Raw genomic sequence first — 22,275 nt, forward strand, 5'->3', positions numbered from 1 at the left:
CTTATGGGTGTTGGGTTTCGTTCCTCAACCCAACCTACAACTTAAGCAATTAAAAATGCTTGCATTAAAAATTAAAAATGAACAATCCCCATTTTTAATTTTTAATTTTTAATTTTTTGCAGCGGTATCAGCGGCTTTTTCTTGTGGCTTTGTGACACCCATGCGAATTTCCGAGCAAAAAGAAGCCATCGAGAAGCCGCCAAATCGCTTTAGAATGCTGGCTCGTAGCCGCAAGTTTTCGCTGGCAAACCAGATGCGTTCTTCCGAGTACATCGTTTCATACTCAGTAATCAGCGTGAATGAATCATCGCTACCCATGACATAACGACCGGCAACCGATGCTTTCTCGGCATAGCCCATGTCGCGGAGCAACTGACCTTCGTTGGGCTTCTCCGGGTCGGGAATCGGGACGAGAACGCTAGAACCAGCGTGTTTTTCTTGATCCCATTCCATCGTGCCATCCCAGCTAACGCGAGCGCCTCCCCAAGCTAAGGCTGGGTCAACTTCGTACTGTTCGCAGAGCTTGATTACTTCGGGGTCTTGTGCCGAGAGCATCTCGATCTTGATGTCTGACTTGCCACTTTCTGCTTGCTTGAAAGCCAGATGGTGACTGGTACGCTGGGAAAACCACTTGCCTGCACTCAGCTCAAAAAACTTTTGAATATCCATGAATCAAATTCTTCGGGACTAACACTTTTTAACATCACATTAAATATCTTAATTTACCAGTCGCCAGAGAGAGTGCCGAGCGCTGGACTCTACTTTATAAAAAGATTAAGAGTTCTCGGATTAGTAAAACTGCATCATGTCAAGAATTCACGGCACTCCCAGCGATGACTACATTGAAGCCACCGAGGGCGACGATGTTATTTTTGGCTATGCTGGCGACGATACGCTGGTAGGGAAGTCAGGCAACGATATCATCCACGGTGGGCAAGGAAATGACCTGATTCAAGGGGGAGAAGACGACGATTCCCTGTACGGCGAAGCTGGGAACGACTTTTTACTTGGTGGTTCGGGGCGCGATCGCTTATTCGGAAGCAATGGCGATGATGTCTTGGTTGGCGGCGCAGGTGACGATCGCTTGGATGGAGGTGACGGCAATGATGTCTATATTTACACTCCCGGCGATGGGTTTGACACGATTGAGGATGAGTCGGGAATCGATGTCCTGCGATTAGACAATATCTTCTCGAATGAGATTACGGTCGATTTCGTCATCGGTGGTTGGTTGTGCGTGTCTTATCTCGGTCAGCCCATCGTCAAGATGCGCGGTGTGGAGCATATCCAGACGGAAGATGGCTTGTTTTCCGTCGCCCATTGGCTGTAAGCAATTAAAAATGCTTGCATTAAAAATTAAAAATGAAGAATCCCCCATTTTTAATTTTTAATTTTTAATTTTTAATTGTTTTCAGACAAGCGCTTGAGGGAGATGGTGGCGGCGGTAGCAACGTGGGGATGACTGTCTTTTTCCAGGTAATTGAGCGCTGAGATACTCTTATCGCCAGGAAGGTGTCCTAGGGCTTCTGCTAGGCGCTGACGGATCAGCCAATCGTCAGATTGGGCAAAGCGGAGAATTTGATCGACGGCTGCTACTGCTTTGATTTCGCCGAGTGCCGCGATCGCTGCCTGTTGCAACACGACTTCTTCGCTATCTAACGCCCGAACCAGCACGTCGAAAGCGCGGGGATCTTTCAAATTGCCCAAACTAACGGCGGCGCTGAAACGCACTAGCCAATCTGTATCTTCGTAGAAAGCCCGCACCAATGGTTCAAATCCTCTGATATCGCACAGGTAGCCCAAGGCACCGGCGGCGTCGGCGCGAATGCCATAGTCGGGGTCAGTTTCTAGCAATTTCACTAGAATCGGAAAGCATTCTTCTGTAGGTTTAAGACCCAGTGCAAATACCGCCATTGAGCGAATTTGCAGGTTTTCGTCGTCTAAAACCTTTTTGATCAGGGGTACAGCTTCATCTGCTGATACTTCGCGCAACGAGGCAAGTGCCAACATGCGATCGCGCGAATTCGGGCTTTCTAGCTGGGCACCAATATTTTCTAAGCTGGGATGAGTCATAAAATCTAAGCTTTTTAATAAATCTTAACATAATTGAGCGAGTTATCTCAGGAAGTGGGATAGATAGTGAGAATTGTCATCCGCGAAGCACGAGGAGCATTAGCAGCCAAAGCCTCTCAGTTATCCGATATTCATAGGACTCGCCGCACATCACCACATATAGGGGCTTTTCCCAGGGGGATTGAACCCGAAAAAACGCTATATGTATAAGCTTTGCGTAAGTCCTGATTCATCCTTCGCAGTCCCTAGGGGCATCTCTGGGGAGTGCCCAAAGTCAGGTAATACATCTTACCGTCCGAAATCAGATGGGTTTGCACGCCCGTCCGGCTGCCAAATTCGTGATTGGGAGTCGATGAATTAAGTATGAACTTACCAGCCATTTCTACGGTAAAAGCAGGGATTTCAAAGTTGAGGATGGATGAAGTAGCAGCGATCGCATCTGCTGTCTTGCAGCTAGATTCAGCCAAAGAAGTCAGAGAATATATTGCAGGTCAGTTGGAAAAATAAAGTGTAGTCAGAGGGGTGACTGTGGCTCGTAAACGCTTGATTATCGAGATGGGTATGGGAATCGATCAGCACGGACAGGAACCCACTGTCGCCGCCGCCAGGGCTGTCAGGAATGCGATAGCTCACAATGCCTTGCCGGGTGTCTGGGAAGTTGCAGGTTTAAGCGACCCCGATCAAATGATAGTTGAAGTACAGGTGGCAGTGCCTTACCCGGAGCAAGTGCGGGAAGCGGAGGTGTTAGCTGTGTTACCTTTTGGGCGCAAAACTCTCACCGTTGAGTCTGGCGGAATGGTTGTTCAGGGTCGAGCAATTCCTTCACTTAATGATAAAAATGACGAAATGCTCATCGCTGTTGCTGCTGTTACAGTTTTGGTGGAAACTGATTAGTTGCGTGGACGAAGTGGAAGCGATCGCAACTATTCATTTGAAAAGCCCGTGTCCCGATGTTTGATATATAGCAGTCCTAAATGAGGGCAATACCAAAAATTTATTCCTTTTCTCTCCCAAGAGTAGGAAAGGGTTGGGGAGAGGTTTCCTGGTGACAGATGTGCAGCTCCCACCACGCTAAGGAATTCTAAAACATGGTTAAGAACGTTGTCATTATCGGTGCTGGCCCTGCCGGAACCCTGCTTGCACACTACTTGTTGCGTCGCGGCGACCAATACCAAATTGACATCTACGAACGCCGCAGCGACCCCCGAATTGTCTCATTCTCAAAATCCAGAACCTATCCCATTACCCTGAACGAACGGGGAACGAATGCCTTAAGTAAAATCGAGGGCATCGCCGAAGCTGTTAAGGCGATGAGTGTAGAGATAATCGGAACCCTATCTCACCAAAAAAACGGCAAGACGCGCCTCACGCCGAGAAGAAAACCTTTCCTTGCCCTCGACCGCACCAACTTAGCGATCGCTCTATTGGAAAAACTCAGCGAAAAGTACGACAATAACCGTCTCAACATTCACTTTAACTATCAATGCACGCAGGTTGATTTTGAGGCGAAGACGCTGAAAATTCAAAAAGTGACCGAAGCGATACCGGAAGGAGTGCCAGCGGATCTCACCATTGATTATGACCTGTTAATTGGTGCAGATGGGGCGCATTCGGTTGTGAGAGAGCATTTTCTCTCCACGGAACTGTTTGAATGCGAACAGAATTACGACCGAAATGACCGCAAATCGATTTTCTTTGACGGAAATGAAAAGTCAGACATCCCCCTCAAAACGAGCAATGTTCACGCCTGGAGACTCGATGACGGCACTGGCTTATTGATGCTGTATCAGCCAGACGGAACCATGAGTGGTGCCATCCGCTTTCCCCACCAGCAAAACCAGGTGGTCGATCTTTCCACAACCCAAGAGGTTCTCGAATTCTTTCACAAAAATTTCCCAACAGTTGGTCAGATGATGTCGGAGAAGGAAGCCGAAGCTTTCCTCCAAAGACCCCTATCAAGGGTGTTGATGATTCGCTGTAGCCGCTACCACCACAATGACAGCGTACTGCTGATTGGAGATGCGGCGCATTCTGTGTCGCCCTCTATCGGTCAAGCTTGCAATGCGGCACTGGAAGATTCGGTCATATTCGATCGCCTTTTGGACGAGTATTCTGACAATTGGGCGCAGGCAATCGAACAATTTACGGTACGTCGGAAGCCGGATGCCCACGCTTTGGTGGAGCTTAGCAATCACGTTTTTCCCTCATCTAAGAAATTATTGATTGAGTTTATTTTCAGGGAACGTCTTGCCAGAATTTTGCACCAACGATTTCCCCAGCGTTTCTCACCTTCCCTATCCGAACTGCTATTTGAATCCGCCGTTCCTTATTCAGAAATTTTGAAGTTATACCAAGGCTGGATATCAAAAGTAAAGGCTCTTCATTACTTGGTATGCTAAAAAGTTGATTCCAAAACTTGAAAGGCTTACCTAGCAAGGTATAACGATTTTGGACTGTATTTTCTATTTAATAAACGCTAAATTGGCTTAAATTCATGGCTAGTATAGCTTGTGGCGCTTCTTGACTATAAATTTAGCATACCAACTACGGAAGAGCCAAAGTAAAAAAGTCGAACGAAAAGTTTTTAAAAGCTTCGTAGCAATTTGTTCTATCAAATCCGCATGATTCCCTACAATTTTCCGCATCTGGAGTCCTCACCTTTGCTGGTCTGGCTCAAAATCATGGTCAGGTAAGCTAATTTCCACGTCGCGCAACACGCGGAAGCCATACCCACCCAAACCAACCAACAATAAGCTGATGGAAGTGATGACATACAAAAGCGCCATCCCGGCACCAGATCCAGTGCCGAATAGCCTGCCGAGAAGGGGTGCAAGAACACCTCCTGGCATCATCGCTGGTTCAAAAACATTGTCAGCAAGTGGCCCAGCGATTAATAGAGCGATCGCACAAACGACTTGCTGAATCGTCGATCGCGCAGCGAAAACCCGTCCTTGTACATCCGGTCTTACCTTGCTCAGCAAGATGGCTGTGTTGGAACTGCTCAATAAGGGAAAATTCAGCGATGAGCAAAACTGAGCGGTCAGCCAAATCATTGGCATCTGACCCAGACCAAATACGGTTTTACTCAGACCCGCCCCCACCATTGCCAGTAAAAAGCCGTGGATGCGGCGCTTGGAACCGCCCCAGACACTCAAGAGAAACGCCCCCGTTACCCCACCGAATCCGGCTGCTGAAGAGACGCTGCCTAACACCCTGGCATCATTTCCCGTGCGTGCCAAAATCATCGGCGCATACAAGGCAGCGCCCAGATCGTGGGCAAACCAGAACAAGGACGCCACGACTACAATGGCGAGCAAACCGGGACGCACCAGAATATAGTGGAAGCCGAAGATCATCGGCTGGAAGATTCCTTTATCGTGAGGGGATGCTTTATCGCTACTCGTGGGTTGGGGGATATGTATCTTGAGAACTGTGCCGATAGCGATCGCAAACGTAACGATGTCGATGAGCGAGATCCCGGCAAATCCAATCGCGTAGTAAAGTACACCCGACAGTGCCGGGGCAATAATAATCGAACTGTAATGAATCGCAGAATCCAGGCTGGTGGCACGAGTGTAATGCTGTTTAGGCACTAGCATCGCCATCGATACTGAATATGCCAGCGCCTGAATTTCACTAAAAGCACCGCTAACCGCACCACCTACATAAAGATGCCAGATTTGCAATTGGTTTGTCAGGTACAGCCAGAGAATTACCAAGGTACACAAAGCTGTCACTGTGTCGCCAATCATCATCAGGAATTTGCGGTTCCAGCGGTCTACAATTAGCCCAGCAATTGGTGTAATTAAGATGCTCGGCACTAGGGTAAAGAAACCCACTAAAGCGAGTGCCGTTGCCTGACCAGTCAGTTCCCACACCCAGATTTGGATGGCAAAACTGGTCATATAGCTACCGATGGTTGAGACTAGCTGACCAATCCAAATGATCAAGAAGGTTCGCATATTGGTTGTGTTATTGCATCAAACCTGCAACTGTAGAAAACACCTTCCCATCGCTTGATTTGTCTGTGACAACTCACATCTTGCACCAGTCGCATTACCCGCCTATGCTTTAAACCCCAGGCTTACAGAATCAAGTCTTCTCTTAGAAGACTTACTAAGAATTTCAGTCCATTTCAATGGACTTGAGCTATGAGCCTTGAACTTGAGTTCAAGGCGGATGGGCAAACTTGAGAATGGTGCAAGATGTCAGTTACAAGATATTTAAACAAGTCATCAAGAACGCGATTGGCTCCGATAATCCCCCAACTGCCAATCCAGGCATCATTATTTACTTGGTAAACCTTACCTTGTTTCACCGCTTTCAACTGGAACCAAAGGGGATGATTTGTGAATTGAGTTAACTTAGATTCTTTGCCTTCTCCAAGTACCAAGAAAATCGCATCGCCCTCCATTTTGGGAATTAGTTCTAATGAGAGATTTTCCGAGTTTTTATTTTTATCTTGGGCTAATGGACGCGGCATACCGATATCATTGAGAATGAGTCCGCTGAAGGAGCGCTTCATGTAAATGCGGACTTGATCTGCCCAAAAGTTAACCACAGATAGCTGGATTTGCGAGAAGCGATCGCCCATTTGCTCTCTAAACGCTTCAACGCGCTTATTATAGTTACTTAAGAGCTTTTCGGCTTCTGGCGTCTTACCCAGCGCTTCAGCAAATGTTCTCAGCCACTCTTTCCACGTAATGTCACCTCCAGCAAGAACTGTCGGGGCAATTTGTGATAGCTTGTCATAGATTTCTCGATCCCAAGACCAACCCAAAATCAAGTCTGGCTTCAAGAGTAAAAGTTTCTCCAGGCTTGGTTGTCCATTTATGCCAAGTTTCTCAATTCCTTCTGTTTCATTCCGAAGATAGGAGGGAAAATCCCCATCACCTAAGGTTGTGGCACCTACAGGCTTGATCCCTAAAGCTAAGACGTTCTCTAAGTTTCCCAGCACAATTACTCGCTGCGGATTTACAGGAACCTTTGTTTCTCCCATTGCGTGTTTGACTACTCGTACAGCTTGAGACTGCAAATTAGGATAAATATTAATACTGTTATTTGCCGCATCTTTTTTAACATTATCCTCACAGGCGGAAACTATACAAATTGTCAGAACTGTTATGAATACCAGTTGGATATTACGCTGACTATAATTCTTTGCTAAGTTCCAAATAGGGTAGCAGTGGAGACTAGAATACCGAAAGTAAATAGCAATTTTATTTAAAAACTGAGCCGACTTTTTGATTAACCACATATAACTATAAAAAAAATATTCAAACACAAATCCGCAAAGTTCACGTAGGTTGGGTTGAGGAACGAAACCCAACAAATGCTTATGTTTAGTTGGGTTTCGTTCCTCAACCCAACCTACAATTATTTTTAACCGAACCGTATTGTAATTGAATCGGCATTCACAATATTCAGGTGTTTCGCCTTTATTCCCAGATACTTACCATGTTTTTTACAACAAATTGGTTAAATTTATATAATTCAGTACCGTCACACTCCCCTTTTAAATGAAGAGTATTATTTTTATCTTCAACAATCTCTGCTTTATAACCGCCCCAATCCCCATTTGGTGTCTCAAAAATTATTTCAACTTGATTAAAACTTTCATCTTCGTTCTGCTCAATAATCTGAGAGGCAACCTTGTAATTAAACCAATCCCAGCCATGTTTCAGGATGAGTTCTTTTTCTAAGATTTGAGTTGCCCAAGGTAAAAGTCCCCAACCGCGATAGACATCGTTCAAGCACTGAATGTCACCACTCCGTGTCAGAATGGCGACAAATGATTCTTGGTTGAGCCTGCCATAGTATCTTCCCTCTGGAAAATCAATGGCAGTAGGGGCAAAGCGATGACCGCCAATGTGACTGGCTTGCCAAATGCGGACACGATCGAGTGATAAGTCAGAGACAGTGGTTAAGGCAGCTTTGTAAAAAGGATTGCCATACTTAGCACAACATTTATCATGGCTACCGTGGGTACATACTAAAATATCTCTAGTTTGAATATCTATAGCCTCATGTTCTGTAGCGTCGCCTGTTAAACAGTCCTTCAGTAAAGAAGCTACATTATTAATATCTGAAACCAGAAACTCTTGCTTCGTGTAACCTGCCGAAAGTCCAGTTTTTGAGCGAAAAATCAAAACTCGCGTGTAGCGATCGCGTTTGAGTTGGTCGCCATGAATCAAAACAAATCTAACAGAAAGTGCCTCTGTATCAATTTCCTCTTTTAAGGCTTTTAAATTAGCGGGAAGGAATTTTGAATCAAGTGGATCGGATGTCCAAGGAGGTGGACACTCAATCAGTACATAAATTTGGCGATTGGTTGCACACCCGATAATCTCTTCTCCAGCTTGGCGTGACTCTTCGGCGCAAAAGAACTTGTTCATAGCTTGATTACAAAGGAACAGAGAAAGAGAAACTGATTATTTCACGAATGAAGTAGGATCGCCTGACATCTTCAGGACTCGCCGCACATCACCACATAGTAAGGGCAACCACAGGGGGATTGCCCCTACAAAATGCTATATGTATGAGCTTTGCGTAAGTCTTGGTTTATTTACACTGACCTACTTTACCTCCACCCATTTACTTGTCTTTACCAAACGATCTGATATCCAACGCTAAGAGTTCTGCCTTGTCCGGCATAATTAGAACTGTCAAAAAAGGGCGCGAAATACTGCGAGTAGACAGGGAAATATTGGTTGTTAAATAAGTTCTGAACCCCGATAGAGAGAGTTCCTTTACCCAACCGGATACTGCTGATATAGTCTACGGTCACATAGCTGCTGATTTTTCCAGAGTCTACCCCATCATCAAAGGCGCGATCGCGGTTTCCAGAATACAGCAGTTGCAGCCGATTGAGCCAACCCGGTAAAGTTTCATGCTGCACATAAGCTGTCAGCTTTAGGGGTGGGATGGTGATGCTGTTGAGAGCAAGGTATTCGCCATCATCGTCTGCATCATTCTCACCTTCTAAATAACTCGCTGTGCCGCCAATTTGCCAGCGATCTCCTGGCTGCACGTCAACAGCCGCTTCTAACCCGTAAACTCGTTGTGGTGCCCGAATTGTTTCTAAGGGACCACCACCTGGAATCGCTCTAAAGGTTGAACCGAGATCGGAAAAGTTGTAGAAAGCGGATAGGGATGCTTGGACTGAACGCCATTGACCCCGAATTCCAATTTCGTAGTTGTCTACCTTCTGCGGTTCGGTCAGCCGAATCGAATCCTCAACACTCACAAATCCTGCTGGAGGGAGGCGGAGAACGCGACCCAAATCCGGGACGGAAAAAGCTTGTGCAAAGTTGGCAAACAAACTCACTTCCTCGGTGACATTGAAGACGGCACCGGCATTAAAAACAGTTGCATTAAAATCGCGATCGCCGCCTTTAATGTCCCGGTTCCCAACAGCGGTGGTGTAGTCATCTACACTCAAACCAATGCGTTCGTGACGCACTCCCCCAGTCAGTCGCACGCGATCGCTCACATCCCACTGCAACTGAGCAAACAAACCCAATTGATTGAGTTTATAAGCAGGAACGAAAGTCAGTTCATCCGTTTTGCGGTAAACTAAACCGCCACTTCCATCAAACTCCACCGGGTCAAAAATATCAAAGCTTTGGGAACTTCTTTCCCTCAGATAATCAACTCCCCATAGCAAGCTGAGTGTCTTTTCGGAGTTGAAGGGTGTGTCAATCTGCAATCGCCCTCCCAGCTGTTCTGATTCTCCTGGCGAGGTATAAATAAAGTCAAAAAAGCCGCCTCGATCGTCGGTCGGAGTTCCACCCCCAAAGCTATAGTTACGATAGTACGCTTGCGCCTGAACAGCAGAACCCAAAAGATTCTGGTGGGTGTAATTCAAACTGGCTATCGTCGTTCGTAAGAATGACTCATCCTTAGCCCCGATCACCCTGATGCCTTCAGGAACTTCCAGGGCGCGGGCTTTTTGAATGCCTGGAATATTGTCAATTTCAGGATCTGAGATGAAATCGGTGTCTTGCTGCCGATCGTAGTGATTGAACGACAGTTGCAGGCGTTGCTGGGAATCTAATTCTACCCCCAGTTTGAGTAACCCGTTTAAAATTAGGCTATCTTCTCCGCCAGCAAAATTAGCAATGCGATCGCCCTCAGCATCATAAAAAGCGCCCGTCGTGGCAATTGAGAAGCTGGCAGTGTAATCAAATTGACCTTCTTTTCCAGAGATGGAATGCTGGAGGTTATAGCCAAAACTCTCTTCCGAATTCGTCAAAGACGTGTTCAAACCCACATCTGTCGTAGAAGTCAGCCGGTTTTCAGTCGATCTTCTGGTAATAATATTCACAATCCCGCCAGTTGCCTGACCCCCGTAGATAGCACTAGGTCCGCGAACCACTTCAATTCTTTCAATGGCAGAGGGATCGATAGAGGTCAACTGTGCTGGAATTGACTGAATGTTAGTATTTTGCGGGATACCATCAATCAAAACGGAAATGTTGCGACCCCGCAAAGTTTGCCCAAATGTATTCGTGCGATTCGTGGGGGGTGCAAAGCCGGGAACTGTATTAGCAAGAATATCGCCTAAGTTCCTGGTTAAGCGGGTTTGTTGCTCGATCTCCTCTCGTGTAATTACCGTTACACTGCGCGGCACTTTGGTTATTTCTTCTGCTGTGCGCGTTGCTGTTACAACGACTTCAATATCCGTTTGTTCTGAATCTGGCTGAATTGGCTGTGTCTCGTCGCTACCCGGTTCCGTTTCAGCATCTGGCGCTTCCGGTACAGGTGTAGGCTGAGTCGCTGTTGTGTCAGCCGCTGTTGTGAGGCTGACAACTAAACCGCGATCGCTTTGTTGCACCTCGGCGGTTGGTACTTCTTGTACCCCCGTTACCGTCACCCGGACGCTGTTCTCATACAGTCGCTTTACCGTGACAGATGTAATGCCAAACGCGGGATTGTCTTGACGAAATTCACCCTCAGCTAACCGCAGCTGGGCACCAATCAGGTCAATCAACAGGGTTTGGTCGAAGCTCGACGTGACCACTTGGGGCGACGTCCCATCTGCCGTCTCCAAAATCACCGCTAGTCCATTAGGTGTCTCGTCGAGCCGCACGCCCGTCACTTGTGTGACTTGTGCCCAGACAGGCTGAGCCACTAATACTTGAACTGCCCCTGTAAGCAACAGGCTGGGGATTAATTGCCCTATTCTCATCAAATTTCCTCACACCCACTCGATGCGCTTGGGTCGTCACCACGACCCAATCAGTTATTGAAATTCATTGTCACTAGCTCAGCAACATATAACGTCTTATCTGCCAATGTCAAGGGTAGAAAAAAATTTAGTCTATTGAGAACTGATGTCAGTTTTCTATTAAAATACCCAATTGAGCTTCCAGCAAAATTTGCACGCCTTGACCGGGAACGCATGAAACTACGCAGCTTGGCGGCTGTTCCCGCTATTGGAACCAAAAGTGCAGGAGCGTCCCTCAAGGCTAGGTCAAATCATGCTTTCCCTAATTCCAGAAAAGCGAAGACCAGAGTTTTGAAAAATATTCGCTATTACTACTTGCCAAACTTGCAAGCTTTGTACTAAGGTTATCCAAGCTTATTAAAAATAGCTCTCAATAACGAGAGAGAAATTGCCGCTGAAAAACCTCTTGAGGAGGAGCGTTACGGTCAACGCTAACACCAGGATTGGTGAAGTTTTTTGCTCTGTCGAGGGTTCCTAAAACTCCCAAAAACGCCATTCAACAGTTCAGGGTTGAAAAAGCCGAAAAAGTAACATGGTCGATTTTTGCCAAGATTTTCCAGAAAAGCCGAAGAAAATTGCGACTTTAGCAGACATTCTGCGCTACAGAGCCGTAAACGAACCAGAAAAACTAGCGTTTACCTTCTTGCAGGATGGGGAAACACCAGCCGAAAACCTGACTTATCGAGAATTGGATCGGCGCAGTAGAGCGATCGCATCTCAACTGCAAGCGATGGGGTTAAGTGGCGAACGTGCCTTATTGCTTTATCCACCGGGTTTGGATTATCTAGCAGCATTTTTCGGTTGTTTGTACGCAGGCGCGATCGCAGTTCCCGCTTATCCGCCTCGCAACCAACGCAACACGCCCAGAATTCAAGCAATTTTGCAAGATGCACAGGCAAAAATCGCGCTCACCACAACGGGAATTGTATCTAAGGTGCGATCGCTTCTGACTCAAAAAACTGACCCAGATGCTTTAAATTGGCTCACCACAGACAACATTGCCAACGGCATCGAAGATAATTGGCAACCGCCAAGCATTCATCAAGACACATTAGCTTTTCTGCAATACACCTCCGGTTCTACAGGGACACCGAAAGGAGTCATGCTCAGTCATGGCAACCTGCTGCACAATGCCGCCATGACTTACCGACTCATGGAACATTCGCCCAGTAGCAAATTTGTCTCCTGGCTACCGATATATCATGACATGGGACTGATCGGCGGCGTCCTGCAACCCTTGTATGGCGGGTTCCCTTGCCACTTAATGTCACCCGCGTCTTTTCTAGTGAGTCCGTATCGCTGGCTGAAAGCGATCTCCGATTACCAAGGAACTACCAGTGGCAGTCCGAATTTCGCTTATGAACTGTGCGTTCAGAAAATTACACCTGAACAAAAACAAACCCTCGACTTAAGCACCTGGAGTGTCGCTTTTAACGGTGCAGAACCCATCCGCCAAGATACTTTAGAGCGGTTTGCAGATGCCTTTGCTGCCTGCGGCTTTTTAAAAACAGCTTTTTATCCCTGTTACGGGATGGCGGAGGCAACCCTGATCGTTTCTGGTGGTGTCAAGGCAGCGGTTGCGGTAACGAAAACCGTTCAAAAAACAGCATTAGAACGCAACCAAGTCATTGATGCTGATTTTGATGACGACAATTCCCAGCCTTTCGTCGGTTGCGGGAACACCTTACCAGAACAGCAGATTGCGATCGCTAATCCTGAAACTTTAACCCGATGTGCTACAGATGAAATTGGTGAAATTTGGGTTTCAGGTCCTAGTGTAGGTCACGGCTATTGGAATCGAGCAGAGGAGACGGCGCAAACCTTCCGCGCCTACCTGGCAGATACGGACGGGAAGCCTTTTTTAAGAACCGGCGACTTGGGCTTTTTGCACAATGGGGAACTATTTATCACAGGTCGAGCCAAAGATTTAATTATTATCCGGGGTCGCAACCTCTATCCGCAAGACATTGAACGAACGGCAGAATGCAGCCATCCCAGATTACGTTCAGGTAGTGGTGCAGCCTTTGCGGTAGAAGTCGGCAATGAAGAACGGCTGGTAGTGGTGCAAGAGGTAGAATTTCGCTCGAAACCGAATGTTGAGGAAGTCACCGCCGCCATTCGTCAGGCAGTTGCAGAAGAACATGAGATCCAAGTTTATGCGGTAGTTCTGATTAAAGGTGGCAGTATTCCCAAGACTTCTAGCGGCAAGATTCAACGCCGCGCTACTCGTGCGGAGTTTCTCGCGGGTGAATTGGATGTTATTGGCAGCAGTATTTTAGACAATTCTTATCGTGTCGAAAAGGAAGATAATCTTACCCGCGAAGAGTTACTGGCTGTTGAGTCGAAAGAACTCCCTCAGCGATTAGAGGCTTATCTCCGGCAGCAAGTAGCACGGGTGCTAGGTGTGGCGTCGTTTGAATTACAAGATTTAGGTGCTAATTTTTTGAACGAACCGCAGAGGACGCAGAGGACGCAGAGGAAGAATCACGGAGGAAATATTAGTGTTGAGCTGCCTTTGAGCAGTTTTGGTCTTGATTCGTTGATGGTTTTCGAGTTGAAGAATCGGATCGAGGTTGACTTGGGGGTAGCTGTATCCATTGCGGACTTGTTTGTTGTAGGTTGCATTAGCCAACTGGCAAGGCAGATACTCGACCAACTTACTCTGGCGGTTCCGTCTGCATCGATACCTTTGTGCCGAGTTGAGAAAACGACCAATCGGTATCCTCTTTCTTTTTCTCAAGCGAGATTGTGGTTTGTCAATCAACTGCAACCGGGAACTCCTGCTTATAACATTCCCATCGCGGTTCGCCTGACGGGACGGCTGGATGTGCCAGTGCTGGTTCGCAGTATTCACGAAATTATCCAGCGACACGAAATCTTGCGGACAAGCTTTGCTGTAGTGGAGGGCGAACCCGTACAAGTGATTCTTGCGGAAGGCGACGCGATCGCTCTCACCTTAAATTTACCAGAGGTGGATCTGCGGCAATTGCCCGATAGCGATCGCCAGCGTGGAGCGCAACGATTGGCGACAGCAGAGGCTCAAACGCCCTTCGACTTGGCACAACCGCCGTTATTGCGGGCAAAACTGCTGCATCTAACGCTTCAAGAGTCGATGTTGCTGCTGACGCTGCACCACATTGTTGCCGATGGTTGGTCAATTGGGGTTGTCATCCGAGAATTGGCAGCACTTTACGAAGCTTTCTCTACCGGAAAGCCTTCGCCACTGGCTGAACTTCCCATCCAATATGTTGATTATGTCGATTGGCAACGACGGTGGTTCTCCGGCGAGAGGCTAGAAACCCATCTGAATTATTGGAAGCAGCAGTTAGGGGGAGAACTTCCCGTATTGGAGTTGCCGACTGACGGTGCGCGCTCGCCTATTCAGACTTTTCGGGGGGCGCAGCAAACGTTAGTGCTGCCCAAAGCATTGACTGAGGCAATCAAAATGCTAGGTCAGCAGGAGGGTGTCACCTTATTTATGACCTTGTTGGCGGCGTTTGGGACGTTGCTTTACCGTTATACAAGGCAAGAAGACATCCTAATCGGCTCCCCGATTGCCAACCGCGATCGCGCTGAACTGAAATCATTGATTGGGTGCTTTGTCAATACTTTGGTGTTGCGTACCAATCTGGCGGGAAATCTCAGCTTTAAAGAATTATTGGTGCGAGTGCGAAAGGTGGCAATTGATGCGTATGTTCACCAAGATTTGCCTTTCGAGAAGCTGGTGGAATTACAGTCGAGTCGGGATCTGAGTTATCACCCGATATTTCAGGTAATGTTCGTCCTCCAAAATCCCGCATTATCGACGGTTTCGCTACCAGAGTTAACTTTAAAAACTTCGGAAGTTGATAGCGGAACTGCGAAGTTCGATTTATTCCTATCAATGATGGATACCGAACAGGGATTGATCGGGACGCTGGAATATAACACCGATCTCTTCAACGAGGACACTATCACCCGGATGTTAGGGCATTTCCAAACCTTACTAGAAGGAATTGTTGCCGATCCAGAACAGTGTTTATCAGATTTGCCGCTATTAACTGCATCTGAGCGTCATACAATGCTTGTGGAGTGGAATGACACTCAAGTTGATTACCCCAAACAGTGTATCCATCAACTATTTGAGCAGCAGGTAGAAAAGACACCGGATGCTGTTGCCTTAATCTTCGACAATGTAGAGACAGGATTAATCGAGTCTCTAACTTACCGCGAGTTAAATAACCGAGCGAACCAGTTAGCGCACCACCTGCAACAGCTAGGTGTGCAACCAGATGTTCTAGTTGGCATATGCATAGAGCGATCGCTAGAAATGGTAGTCGCTCTTTTGGGTATTCTCAAAGCGGGTGGCGCTTACCTGCCACTAGATCCCAAGTATCCTCAAGAACGCTTAGCGTTCATGTTAGCAGATGCCCAAGTTTCACTGCTTTTGACTCAACAACATTTGGTTAAAGACATAGTAGGTTTGGTTGAGCATAAGCGAAACCAAACTCAGGAGGCTTGTTGGGTTTCGTTACCTCAACCCAACCTACGTTCTCAACAACATCAAGCGAAAGTCATCTGTTTAGATACCGACTGGGAAACAATTACCCAAGAGTGTACAGAAAACCCAGCTTCATCCGCTACACCAGAGAACCTAGCTTATGTAATTTACACCTCTGGTTCCACAGGAAAGCCTAAGGGAGCGATGAACACCCACCTGGGGTTAAACAATCGCTTGCTCTGGATGCAGGACACCTACCAATTAACAGCAACCGACCGAGTTTTACAAAAGACTCCGTTCAGCTTTGATGTGTCAGTTTGGGAATTTTTCTTGCCTTTGTTAACGGGCGCTAGTCTCGTTTTAGCCAAACCAGGGGGTCATCAAGATAGCGGTTATTTACTCCGGCTGATTGCCCAGCAACAAATTACTACACTGCACTTCGTCCCCTCAATGCTGCAAGTATTTTTAGAGGAGCCGGGGCTAGAAAAATGTAACAGTCTCAAGCGTGTCTTTTGTAGCGGCGAAGCACTGCCTTTTGATTTACAAGAACGCTTTTTCGCACGTCTGGATGCAGCAGAACTACATAATCTCTATGGTCCGACCGAAGCAGCAATTGATGTTACTTTTTGGGCTTGTCAGCGTCACAGCAAAAGGCGAATTGTTCCCATCGGTCGCCCGATTGCCAATACACAGATATATTTATTAGATTCGCATTTGCAACCTGTTCCGATTGGAGTTCCGGGAGAGTTGCATATTGGCGGTTTTGGTTTGGCTAGAGGTTATCTGAATCAACCAGAGTTAACCCAAGAGAGGTTTATTGCTAATCCCTTGAAAGACCTAACCCCCCAGCCCCCTTCCCTACCAGGGCAGGGGGAGCCGGAAGCCCCTCTCGATCCCCCCTTTTTAAGGGGGGCAAGGGGGGATCGAGAGGGGTTGGGGGAGAGGTTTAGCTTGAAAGACCTAACCCCCCAGCCCCCTTCCCTACGAGGGCAGGGGGAGCCGGAAGCCCCTCTCGATCCCCCCTTTTTAAGGGGGGCAAGGGGGGATCGAGAGGGGTTGGGGGAGAGGTTCCGCCTTTACAAAACCGGAGATTTAGCACGCTATTTGCCAGATGGAAACATTGAATTTTTGGGAAGAATTGACCATCAAGTAAAAATTCGGGGTTTCCGTATCGAACTAGGGGAAATTGAGGCGGTGCTGGGACAACATCCACAGGTGCGAGAAACGGTGGTGATTGCTAAAGAAGATATGCCCAACGATCGCCGATTAGTCGCTTATGTAGTTCCGAATCAGGATGCTGAAGTTTCGATTAATGAATTGCGCGATCGCTTAAAACAAACTCTTCCTGAATACATGGTGCCTTCGACTTTCGTATTTCTAGACACTTTGCCGCTGACACCGAATGGAAAAGTCAATCGTCGCGCCTTACCTGTTCCGGAAAATCTGCGTTTATTAGCAGCAGTTTATCAACCTCCCCAATCGGAGATTGAAAAAACTATCGCGACTGTTTGGCAAACGGTACTGAACTTAGAGAAAGTCGGCATTCACGACAATTTCTTTGATATCGGTGGACATTCATTACTGATGCTTCGGGTGAATCACAAACTACAGACAGTTTTGAACCGAGAGATATCAGTAGTCACTCTATTTCAAAACCCAACTATTTATTCGCTGGCGCAATATTTAAGCCAACAACAACAGCCTGCTTTTGAAGAGATGCGCGTTAGCGAAGCGGGACGCGATAGTGTGCTTCGCGCTCAAAAGCAAATAGAGGCTATCAATCGCCAAAAAGAACTATTGAGCAAGCAAGGTAGAAAGATTCATGGGTAGCGCTACAAGTTACGATTCTCTGGAAGGTATTGCCATTATCGGCATGAGCGGACGCTTTCCCGGTGCTAAGAATATCGAAGAATTTTGGCGAAATTTACGCGATGGAATCGAATCAATTTCGGTCTTCACCAATGAAGAATTAACAGCTTCTGAAATCGCCCCAGAGTTACTCAACGATCCCAATCATGTAAAAGCTGGTGCCGTATTAGAAGATATCGAGTTTTTTGATGCTTCCTTCTTTGGCTTCAATCCAAAAGAAGCGGAAATGACCGATCCGCAACACCGGATCTTTTTAGAATGTGCTTGGGAGGCGCTGGAAAATGCTGGTTACGACACCCAAAGATGTGAAAGTCGAATCGGCGTTTATGCAGGTGCCAGCCTGAATAATTATTTATCTTTTAATTTAAATCGCGATTGCATCGGGTCGGCGGACAGTTTCCAAAAATTGATTGGCAACGATAAAGATTTCCTCACTAGCCGCGTTTCTTACAAATTAAATCTCAAAGGGCCAAGCCTGACCGTTCAAACAGCTTGTTCCACTTCATTAGTTGCTACAACTCTGGCTTGCCAAAGTTTATTAAATTATCAATGCGATATGGCATTGGCGGGTGGAGTTTCGATTCGGGTGCCGCAAAAAACAGGTTATTTATATCAAGAAGGGGGAATTTTATCTCCTGATGGTCATTGCCGCGCCTTTGATGCTGATGCACAGGGAACGATTATTGGCAATGGTGTGGGAGTTGTAGTTTTAAAAAGATTGGCGGATGCGATCGCAGATGGCGATCGCATTCACGCGGTAATTAAAGGTTCAGCCATCAATAACGATGGTTCCCAGAAAGTCGGGTATACAGCACCCAGCGTCAACGGACAAGCAGACGCGATCGCAGAAGCACTGGCGCTAGCAGGAGTCGATCCGGAAACTGTCTCCTATATCGAAACTCACGGCACTGGAACCGTCTTAGGCGATCCGATTGAAATTACCGCACTTTCCCACGTTTTTCGTGCCAATACCGAGAAAAAGAATTTCTGTGCCATCGGTTCCGTCAAAACCAACATCGGTCATCTGGATGCAGCAGCAGGTGTCACGGGACTAATTAAGACGGTTTTGGCACTAAAACACAAGTTAATTCCACCCAGCCTAAATTTTCAACAGCCAAATCCTGAGATTGATTTTGCCAATAGTCCCTTTTACGTCAATACCCAGCTGACGGAATGGAAGGCAAGTTCAACCCCGCGCCGCGCCGGAGTCAGTTCTTTGGGGATTGGTGGCACCAACGCCCATGTCGTTCTCGAAGAACCCCCGATGGCAGTGTCTGGAACTTCTCGTCCGTGGCAATTGTTGGTGCTTTCCGCCAAAACAGAATCGGCGCTAGAGACGGCTACGGCAAATTTGGCAGCTCACCTTAAGAAGCATCCCGATCTCAATTTGGCGGATGTTGCTTACACTCTCCAAGTGGGTCGTCGGGCTTTTGAACATCGCCGGATCTGGGTTTGCCAGACTGTTGAGGAGTTAGCAACCCGATTGGAAACCCCAGGTACCCAAAAAGTTTTCACTCACTTCCAAGAGCCTGCTGAGCGCTCCATCGCCTTCCTGTTTCCCGGACAAGGAGCGCAGTATGTGGATATGGGGCGGGAACTGTACCAGACTGAGCCGATATTTAGCCAACAAGTAGACCGCTGCGCCTACCTTCTTCAACCTGATATCGGGATGGATTTGCGATCGCTACTTTATCCCAACCCGCCTCATCCTGAAGCAGTCGCAGAAAAACTCAAACAAACTTGCTTTGCTCAACCCGCATTGTTTGTAATTGAGTATGCCTTAGCTCAGTTGTGGATGTCGTGGGGCATTTCTCCCCAAGCGATGCTAGGTCATAGCATTGGCGAATATGTAGCGGCTTGCCTTGCGGGTGTCATGTCTGTTGAAGACGCTTTAGCTTTGGTGGCGATTCGTGGGCGACTGATGCAGCAAATGCCAGCCGGGGCGATGCTTGCCGTTTCATTGCCAGAAGCGGAAATTCAAAGTCTACTGAATGAGAATTTATCTTTAGCCGCCAGTAACGCCCCTTCTTTGTGTGTCGTTTCCGGAACCCTTGACGCTGTAGACGCAATTGAAGCGCAACTCACTGCGAAAGGTGTCGAGTGTCGGCGTTTGCATACTTCTCATGCCTTTCATTCTCAGATGATGGAGTCCATATTGGAGCCATTCATTGAGGAAGTGAAAAAAGTTAAATTGAATCCTCCTCAGATTCCCTTTATCTCCAATGTTACGGGAACTTGGATTACAGCAGAAGAAGCCACAAATCCCAATTACTGGGCGACGCATTTACGGCAGACAGTACGCTTTCTTGAGGGAATCTCTACCTTACTGCAACAGCCAAATCGCATCTTCTTAGAAGTTGGTCCGGGGCGTAGTTTGTGTACCCTTGTCAAACAGCATTCCCATCAAGAAATCGGGCAAGTGGTATTACCTTCGTTACGCCATCCCCAAGAGCAAAACTCAGATATCGCCTTTTTACTCAATATCTTAGGGCGGCTTTGGCTAGCAGGAGTTGCGGTGAATTGGTCTGGTTTTTATGCTGGCGAACAACGTCACCGCGTGCCTTTACCGACTTACCCGTTTGAACGTCAGCGTTACTGGATTGAACCCCAAACCCAAGTCCCAGCAACCCGTACAGGTGAAAGCAAGCTAGGGAAATCGAATATTACTGACTGGTTTTATGTTCCTTCTTGGAAACAAATTCCCTTGGTAAAAACTAGAGAGATTCCGTCTGCTTGCTACCTGGTTTTTGTTGATGAGTGTGGGATAGGTTCTCAAATCGTCCAACGATTGCAACAAACTGGACAGGATGCGATTTCTGTTCGGGTTGGAGAGCAATTTAAGCAACTTGATAGCAATACTTACACGATTAATCCAGCTTGCCAGGATGACTATCACGCCTTGATTCGAGCCGTGCGGGAACAAGGAAAAACCCCGAATGCGATCGCGCATCTCTGGAGTATCACCCAATCACCGCCTCAGTCTTTTGAAACCAGCCAAAATCTCGGTTTCTACAGTCTGATTTATTTAGCACCAGCGTTAGGACAACAACCAGTTAGCAATTCTATTCAACTTCTAGTTGCCAGTAACAATCTTTATGACATTACTGGCGATGAGCCATTGTGTCCTGAAAAAGCAACAATCATCGGTTCATGCAAAGTCATTCCTCAAGAGTATCCTCACATTAATTGTCGTCAAGTTGATGTGGCGATATCGGCATCAGGAACCAACAACTTAGTAAAGCAACTGATAGCAGAACTAAGGGCAGATTCAAAAGACTTAATGATTGCCTATCGTGGCAATCATCGCTGGGTTCAGACATTTGAGCCAGTCCCGCTAGAAAAAGCCAGCCAAACCCGGTTACGACAAGGGGGAGTATATCTCATCACAGGTGGCATGGGAGGGATGGGCTTAGTCTTAGCCGAATATCTTGCCAAGACAGTACAAGCCAAGCTGATTCTAATCGGACGTTCTGCACTGCCTACAAAAGAGCAGTGGCAGCAATGGATCGCCACTCATGATGCGCTCGATCCTACCACTATTAAGATTCAGAAATTGCAGGAGTTAGAAGCATTAGGAGCTGAGGTACTGGTATTCGCTGCCGATGTTGCGAATTATGAACAAATGCAGAATGCGATCGCGCAATCCCTAGAACGTTTTGGTGAGATTCACGGGGTTATCCACGCCGCTGGAGTTGCTGGTGGTGGCATGATTCAACTCAAAACACCAGAAATTGTTGAGAGTGTTTTTGCTCCCAAAGTGATGGGAACTTTGGTGTTAAACGATCTCCTCAAAGATGTCAATTTAGACTTCGTGGTTCTCTCTTCATCCCTTAGCTCAATCCAAGGCGGATTTGGACAGGTAGACTATAGTGCTGCCAATGCCTTTTTAGATGCTTTTGCTCACTGCAATACTTTTAATGGTCGCACAATCTCAATCAACTGGGATGCGTGGCAAGAAGTCGGCATGGCGGTAAATACTGCCGTTCCTGAACAGCTCAAAAAGTGGCGAGAAGAAAGTCTAAAAAATGGGCTTTTACCCGCAGAAGCCGTAGATATATTGAGCCGAATTCTGGAAAATTCTCTTCCTCAAGTTATCATTTCAACGCAAGATTTATCAGATATCATTGAGCAAAGTTCTAACTTTACTTCATCGAGTTATCCCGCTCAAAAATTAGATAATTTTAGCCAATTATCGACAACTAGACATCCCAGACACCTGCAAGCAAATGCTTATGTTGCTCCTCGCAATCAGATTGAGCAAGGTATCGCCAATATCTGGCAAGAACTGATAGGAATTGAAAAAATAGGAATTTACGACAACTTCTTTGAGTTAGGCGGACACTCTTTACTGGCTGTACAAACGATTTCCCGACTGCGTGAAACTTTCCAAGTGGAATTACCGCTGCGTACTCTGCTTTTTGAAACTTCTACAGTCGCGGAAATCGCTACTGCAATTGCCGAAAAACAGCCCAAACCCGAACAAATTGCTGAGATTGAGCAGCTATTAGCAGAGGTAGAAAATCTCTCCTTGGATGAAATACAAGCACTGGTTGCTAAAGAATCACAAGCAAGCTTTCGTTAGTAATCAAAAAGATTAGAGCCGTCATCTCTAATTTTTGAACCG

12 protein-coding genes are annotated in these 22,275 nt (G+C 46.9%); 6 read left to right on the plus strand and 6 right to left on the minus strand.

The window, feature by feature from the left end:
• Nucleotides 1-108: 108 nt before the first annotated feature.
• Nucleotides 109-669 carry a phycobiliprotein lyase gene (locus AC2VDX_RS24985; protein ID WP_378172622.1) on the minus strand — a complete coding sequence of 187 codons (561 nt, stop codon included), beginning with the start codon at nucleotides 667-669 and terminating at the stop codon, nucleotides 109-111.
• A gap of 136 nt (nucleotides 670-805) precedes the next feature.
• Here AC2VDX_RS24985 and AC2VDX_RS24990 point away from each other — a divergent pair, with 136 nt between their 5' ends.
• Nucleotides 806-1,330, plus strand: coding sequence for a calcium-binding protein (locus AC2VDX_RS24990; protein ID WP_378172625.1), 525 nt, complete (start codon nucleotides 806-808; stop codon nucleotides 1,328-1,330).
• A gap of 71 nt (nucleotides 1,331-1,401) precedes the next feature.
• Here AC2VDX_RS24990 and AC2VDX_RS24995 read toward each other — a convergent pair whose 3' ends face one another.
• Nucleotides 1,402-2,073, minus strand: coding sequence for a HEAT repeat domain-containing protein (locus AC2VDX_RS24995; protein WP_378172629.1), 672 nt, complete (start codon nucleotides 2,071-2,073; stop codon nucleotides 1,402-1,404).
• 305 nt (nucleotides 2,074-2,378) lie between these two features.
• Between AC2VDX_RS24995 and AC2VDX_RS25000 the strand changes: the two genes are divergently transcribed.
• The 3 genes from AC2VDX_RS25000 (at nucleotide 2,379) to AC2VDX_RS25010 (ending at nucleotide 4,472) form a co-directional block, all read left to right on the plus strand.
• A complete protein-coding gene (locus tag AC2VDX_RS25000; protein WP_378172675.1) occupies nucleotides 2,379-2,429 on the plus strand; it encodes a hypothetical protein in 51 nt (16 codons plus the stop codon).
• Between the two features lie 172 nt (nucleotides 2,430-2,601).
• Nucleotides 2,602-2,967, plus strand: coding sequence for a Lin0512 family protein (locus tag AC2VDX_RS25005; RefSeq protein WP_190816392.1), 366 nt, complete (start codon nucleotides 2,602-2,604; stop codon nucleotides 2,965-2,967).
• A 194-nt stretch (nucleotides 2,968-3,161) separates the two neighbouring features.
• A complete protein-coding gene (locus tag AC2VDX_RS25010; RefSeq protein ID WP_378172632.1) occupies nucleotides 3,162-4,472 on the plus strand; it encodes an FAD-dependent oxidoreductase in 1,311 nt (436 codons plus the stop codon).
• Between the two features lie 255 nt (nucleotides 4,473-4,727).
• Here AC2VDX_RS25010 and AC2VDX_RS25015 read toward each other — a convergent pair whose 3' ends face one another.
• The 4 genes from AC2VDX_RS25015 to AC2VDX_RS25030 all read right to left on the minus strand — a co-directional run bounded on the left by AC2VDX_RS25015 (nucleotide 4,728) and on the right by AC2VDX_RS25030 (nucleotide 11,263).
• Nucleotides 4,728-6,035, minus strand: coding sequence for an MFS transporter (locus AC2VDX_RS25015; protein WP_378172634.1), 1,308 nt, complete (start codon nucleotides 6,033-6,035; stop codon nucleotides 4,728-4,730).
• A 173-nt stretch (nucleotides 6,036-6,208) separates the two neighbouring features.
• Nucleotides 6,209-7,072: an ABC transporter substrate-binding protein gene (locus AC2VDX_RS25020; RefSeq protein WP_486928260.1), complete on the minus strand. Its 864-nt coding sequence runs from the start codon at nucleotides 7,070-7,072 to the stop codon at nucleotides 6,209-6,211.
• 439 nt (nucleotides 7,073-7,511) lie between these two features.
• Entirely contained in the window at nucleotides 7,512-8,468 is a 957-nt protein-coding gene (locus tag AC2VDX_RS25025; protein WP_378172639.1) for a ferredoxin family protein, read from the minus strand.
• Nucleotides 8,469-8,677: 209 nt separating this feature from the next.
• The gene (locus AC2VDX_RS25030) at nucleotides 8,678-11,263 is read right to left on the minus strand and encodes a TonB-dependent receptor domain-containing protein (protein ID WP_378172642.1); all 2,586 of its coding nucleotides are present in this window, start codon (nucleotides 11,261-11,263) and stop codon (nucleotides 8,678-8,680) included.
• 571 nt (nucleotides 11,264-11,834) lie between these two features.
• Here AC2VDX_RS25030 and AC2VDX_RS25035 point away from each other — a divergent pair.
• Together AC2VDX_RS25035 and AC2VDX_RS25040 are read left to right on the plus strand one after the other, a co-directional pair.
• A complete protein-coding gene (locus AC2VDX_RS25035) occupies nucleotides 11,835-17,612 on the plus strand; it encodes an amino acid adenylation domain-containing protein (protein ID WP_378172647.1) in 5,778 nt (1,925 codons plus the stop codon).
• Nucleotides 17,605-22,233, plus strand: a complete 4,629-nt coding sequence (locus AC2VDX_RS25040; protein WP_378172650.1) for a type I polyketide synthase — start codon at nucleotides 17,605-17,607, stop codon at nucleotides 22,231-22,233. The genes AC2VDX_RS25035 and AC2VDX_RS25040 overlap by 8 nt, the downstream gene beginning before the upstream one ends.
• Nucleotides 22,234-22,275 lie beyond the last annotated feature (42 nt).

The sequence above is a fragment of the Coleofasciculus sp. H7-1 genome (genome assembly GCF_057473865.1).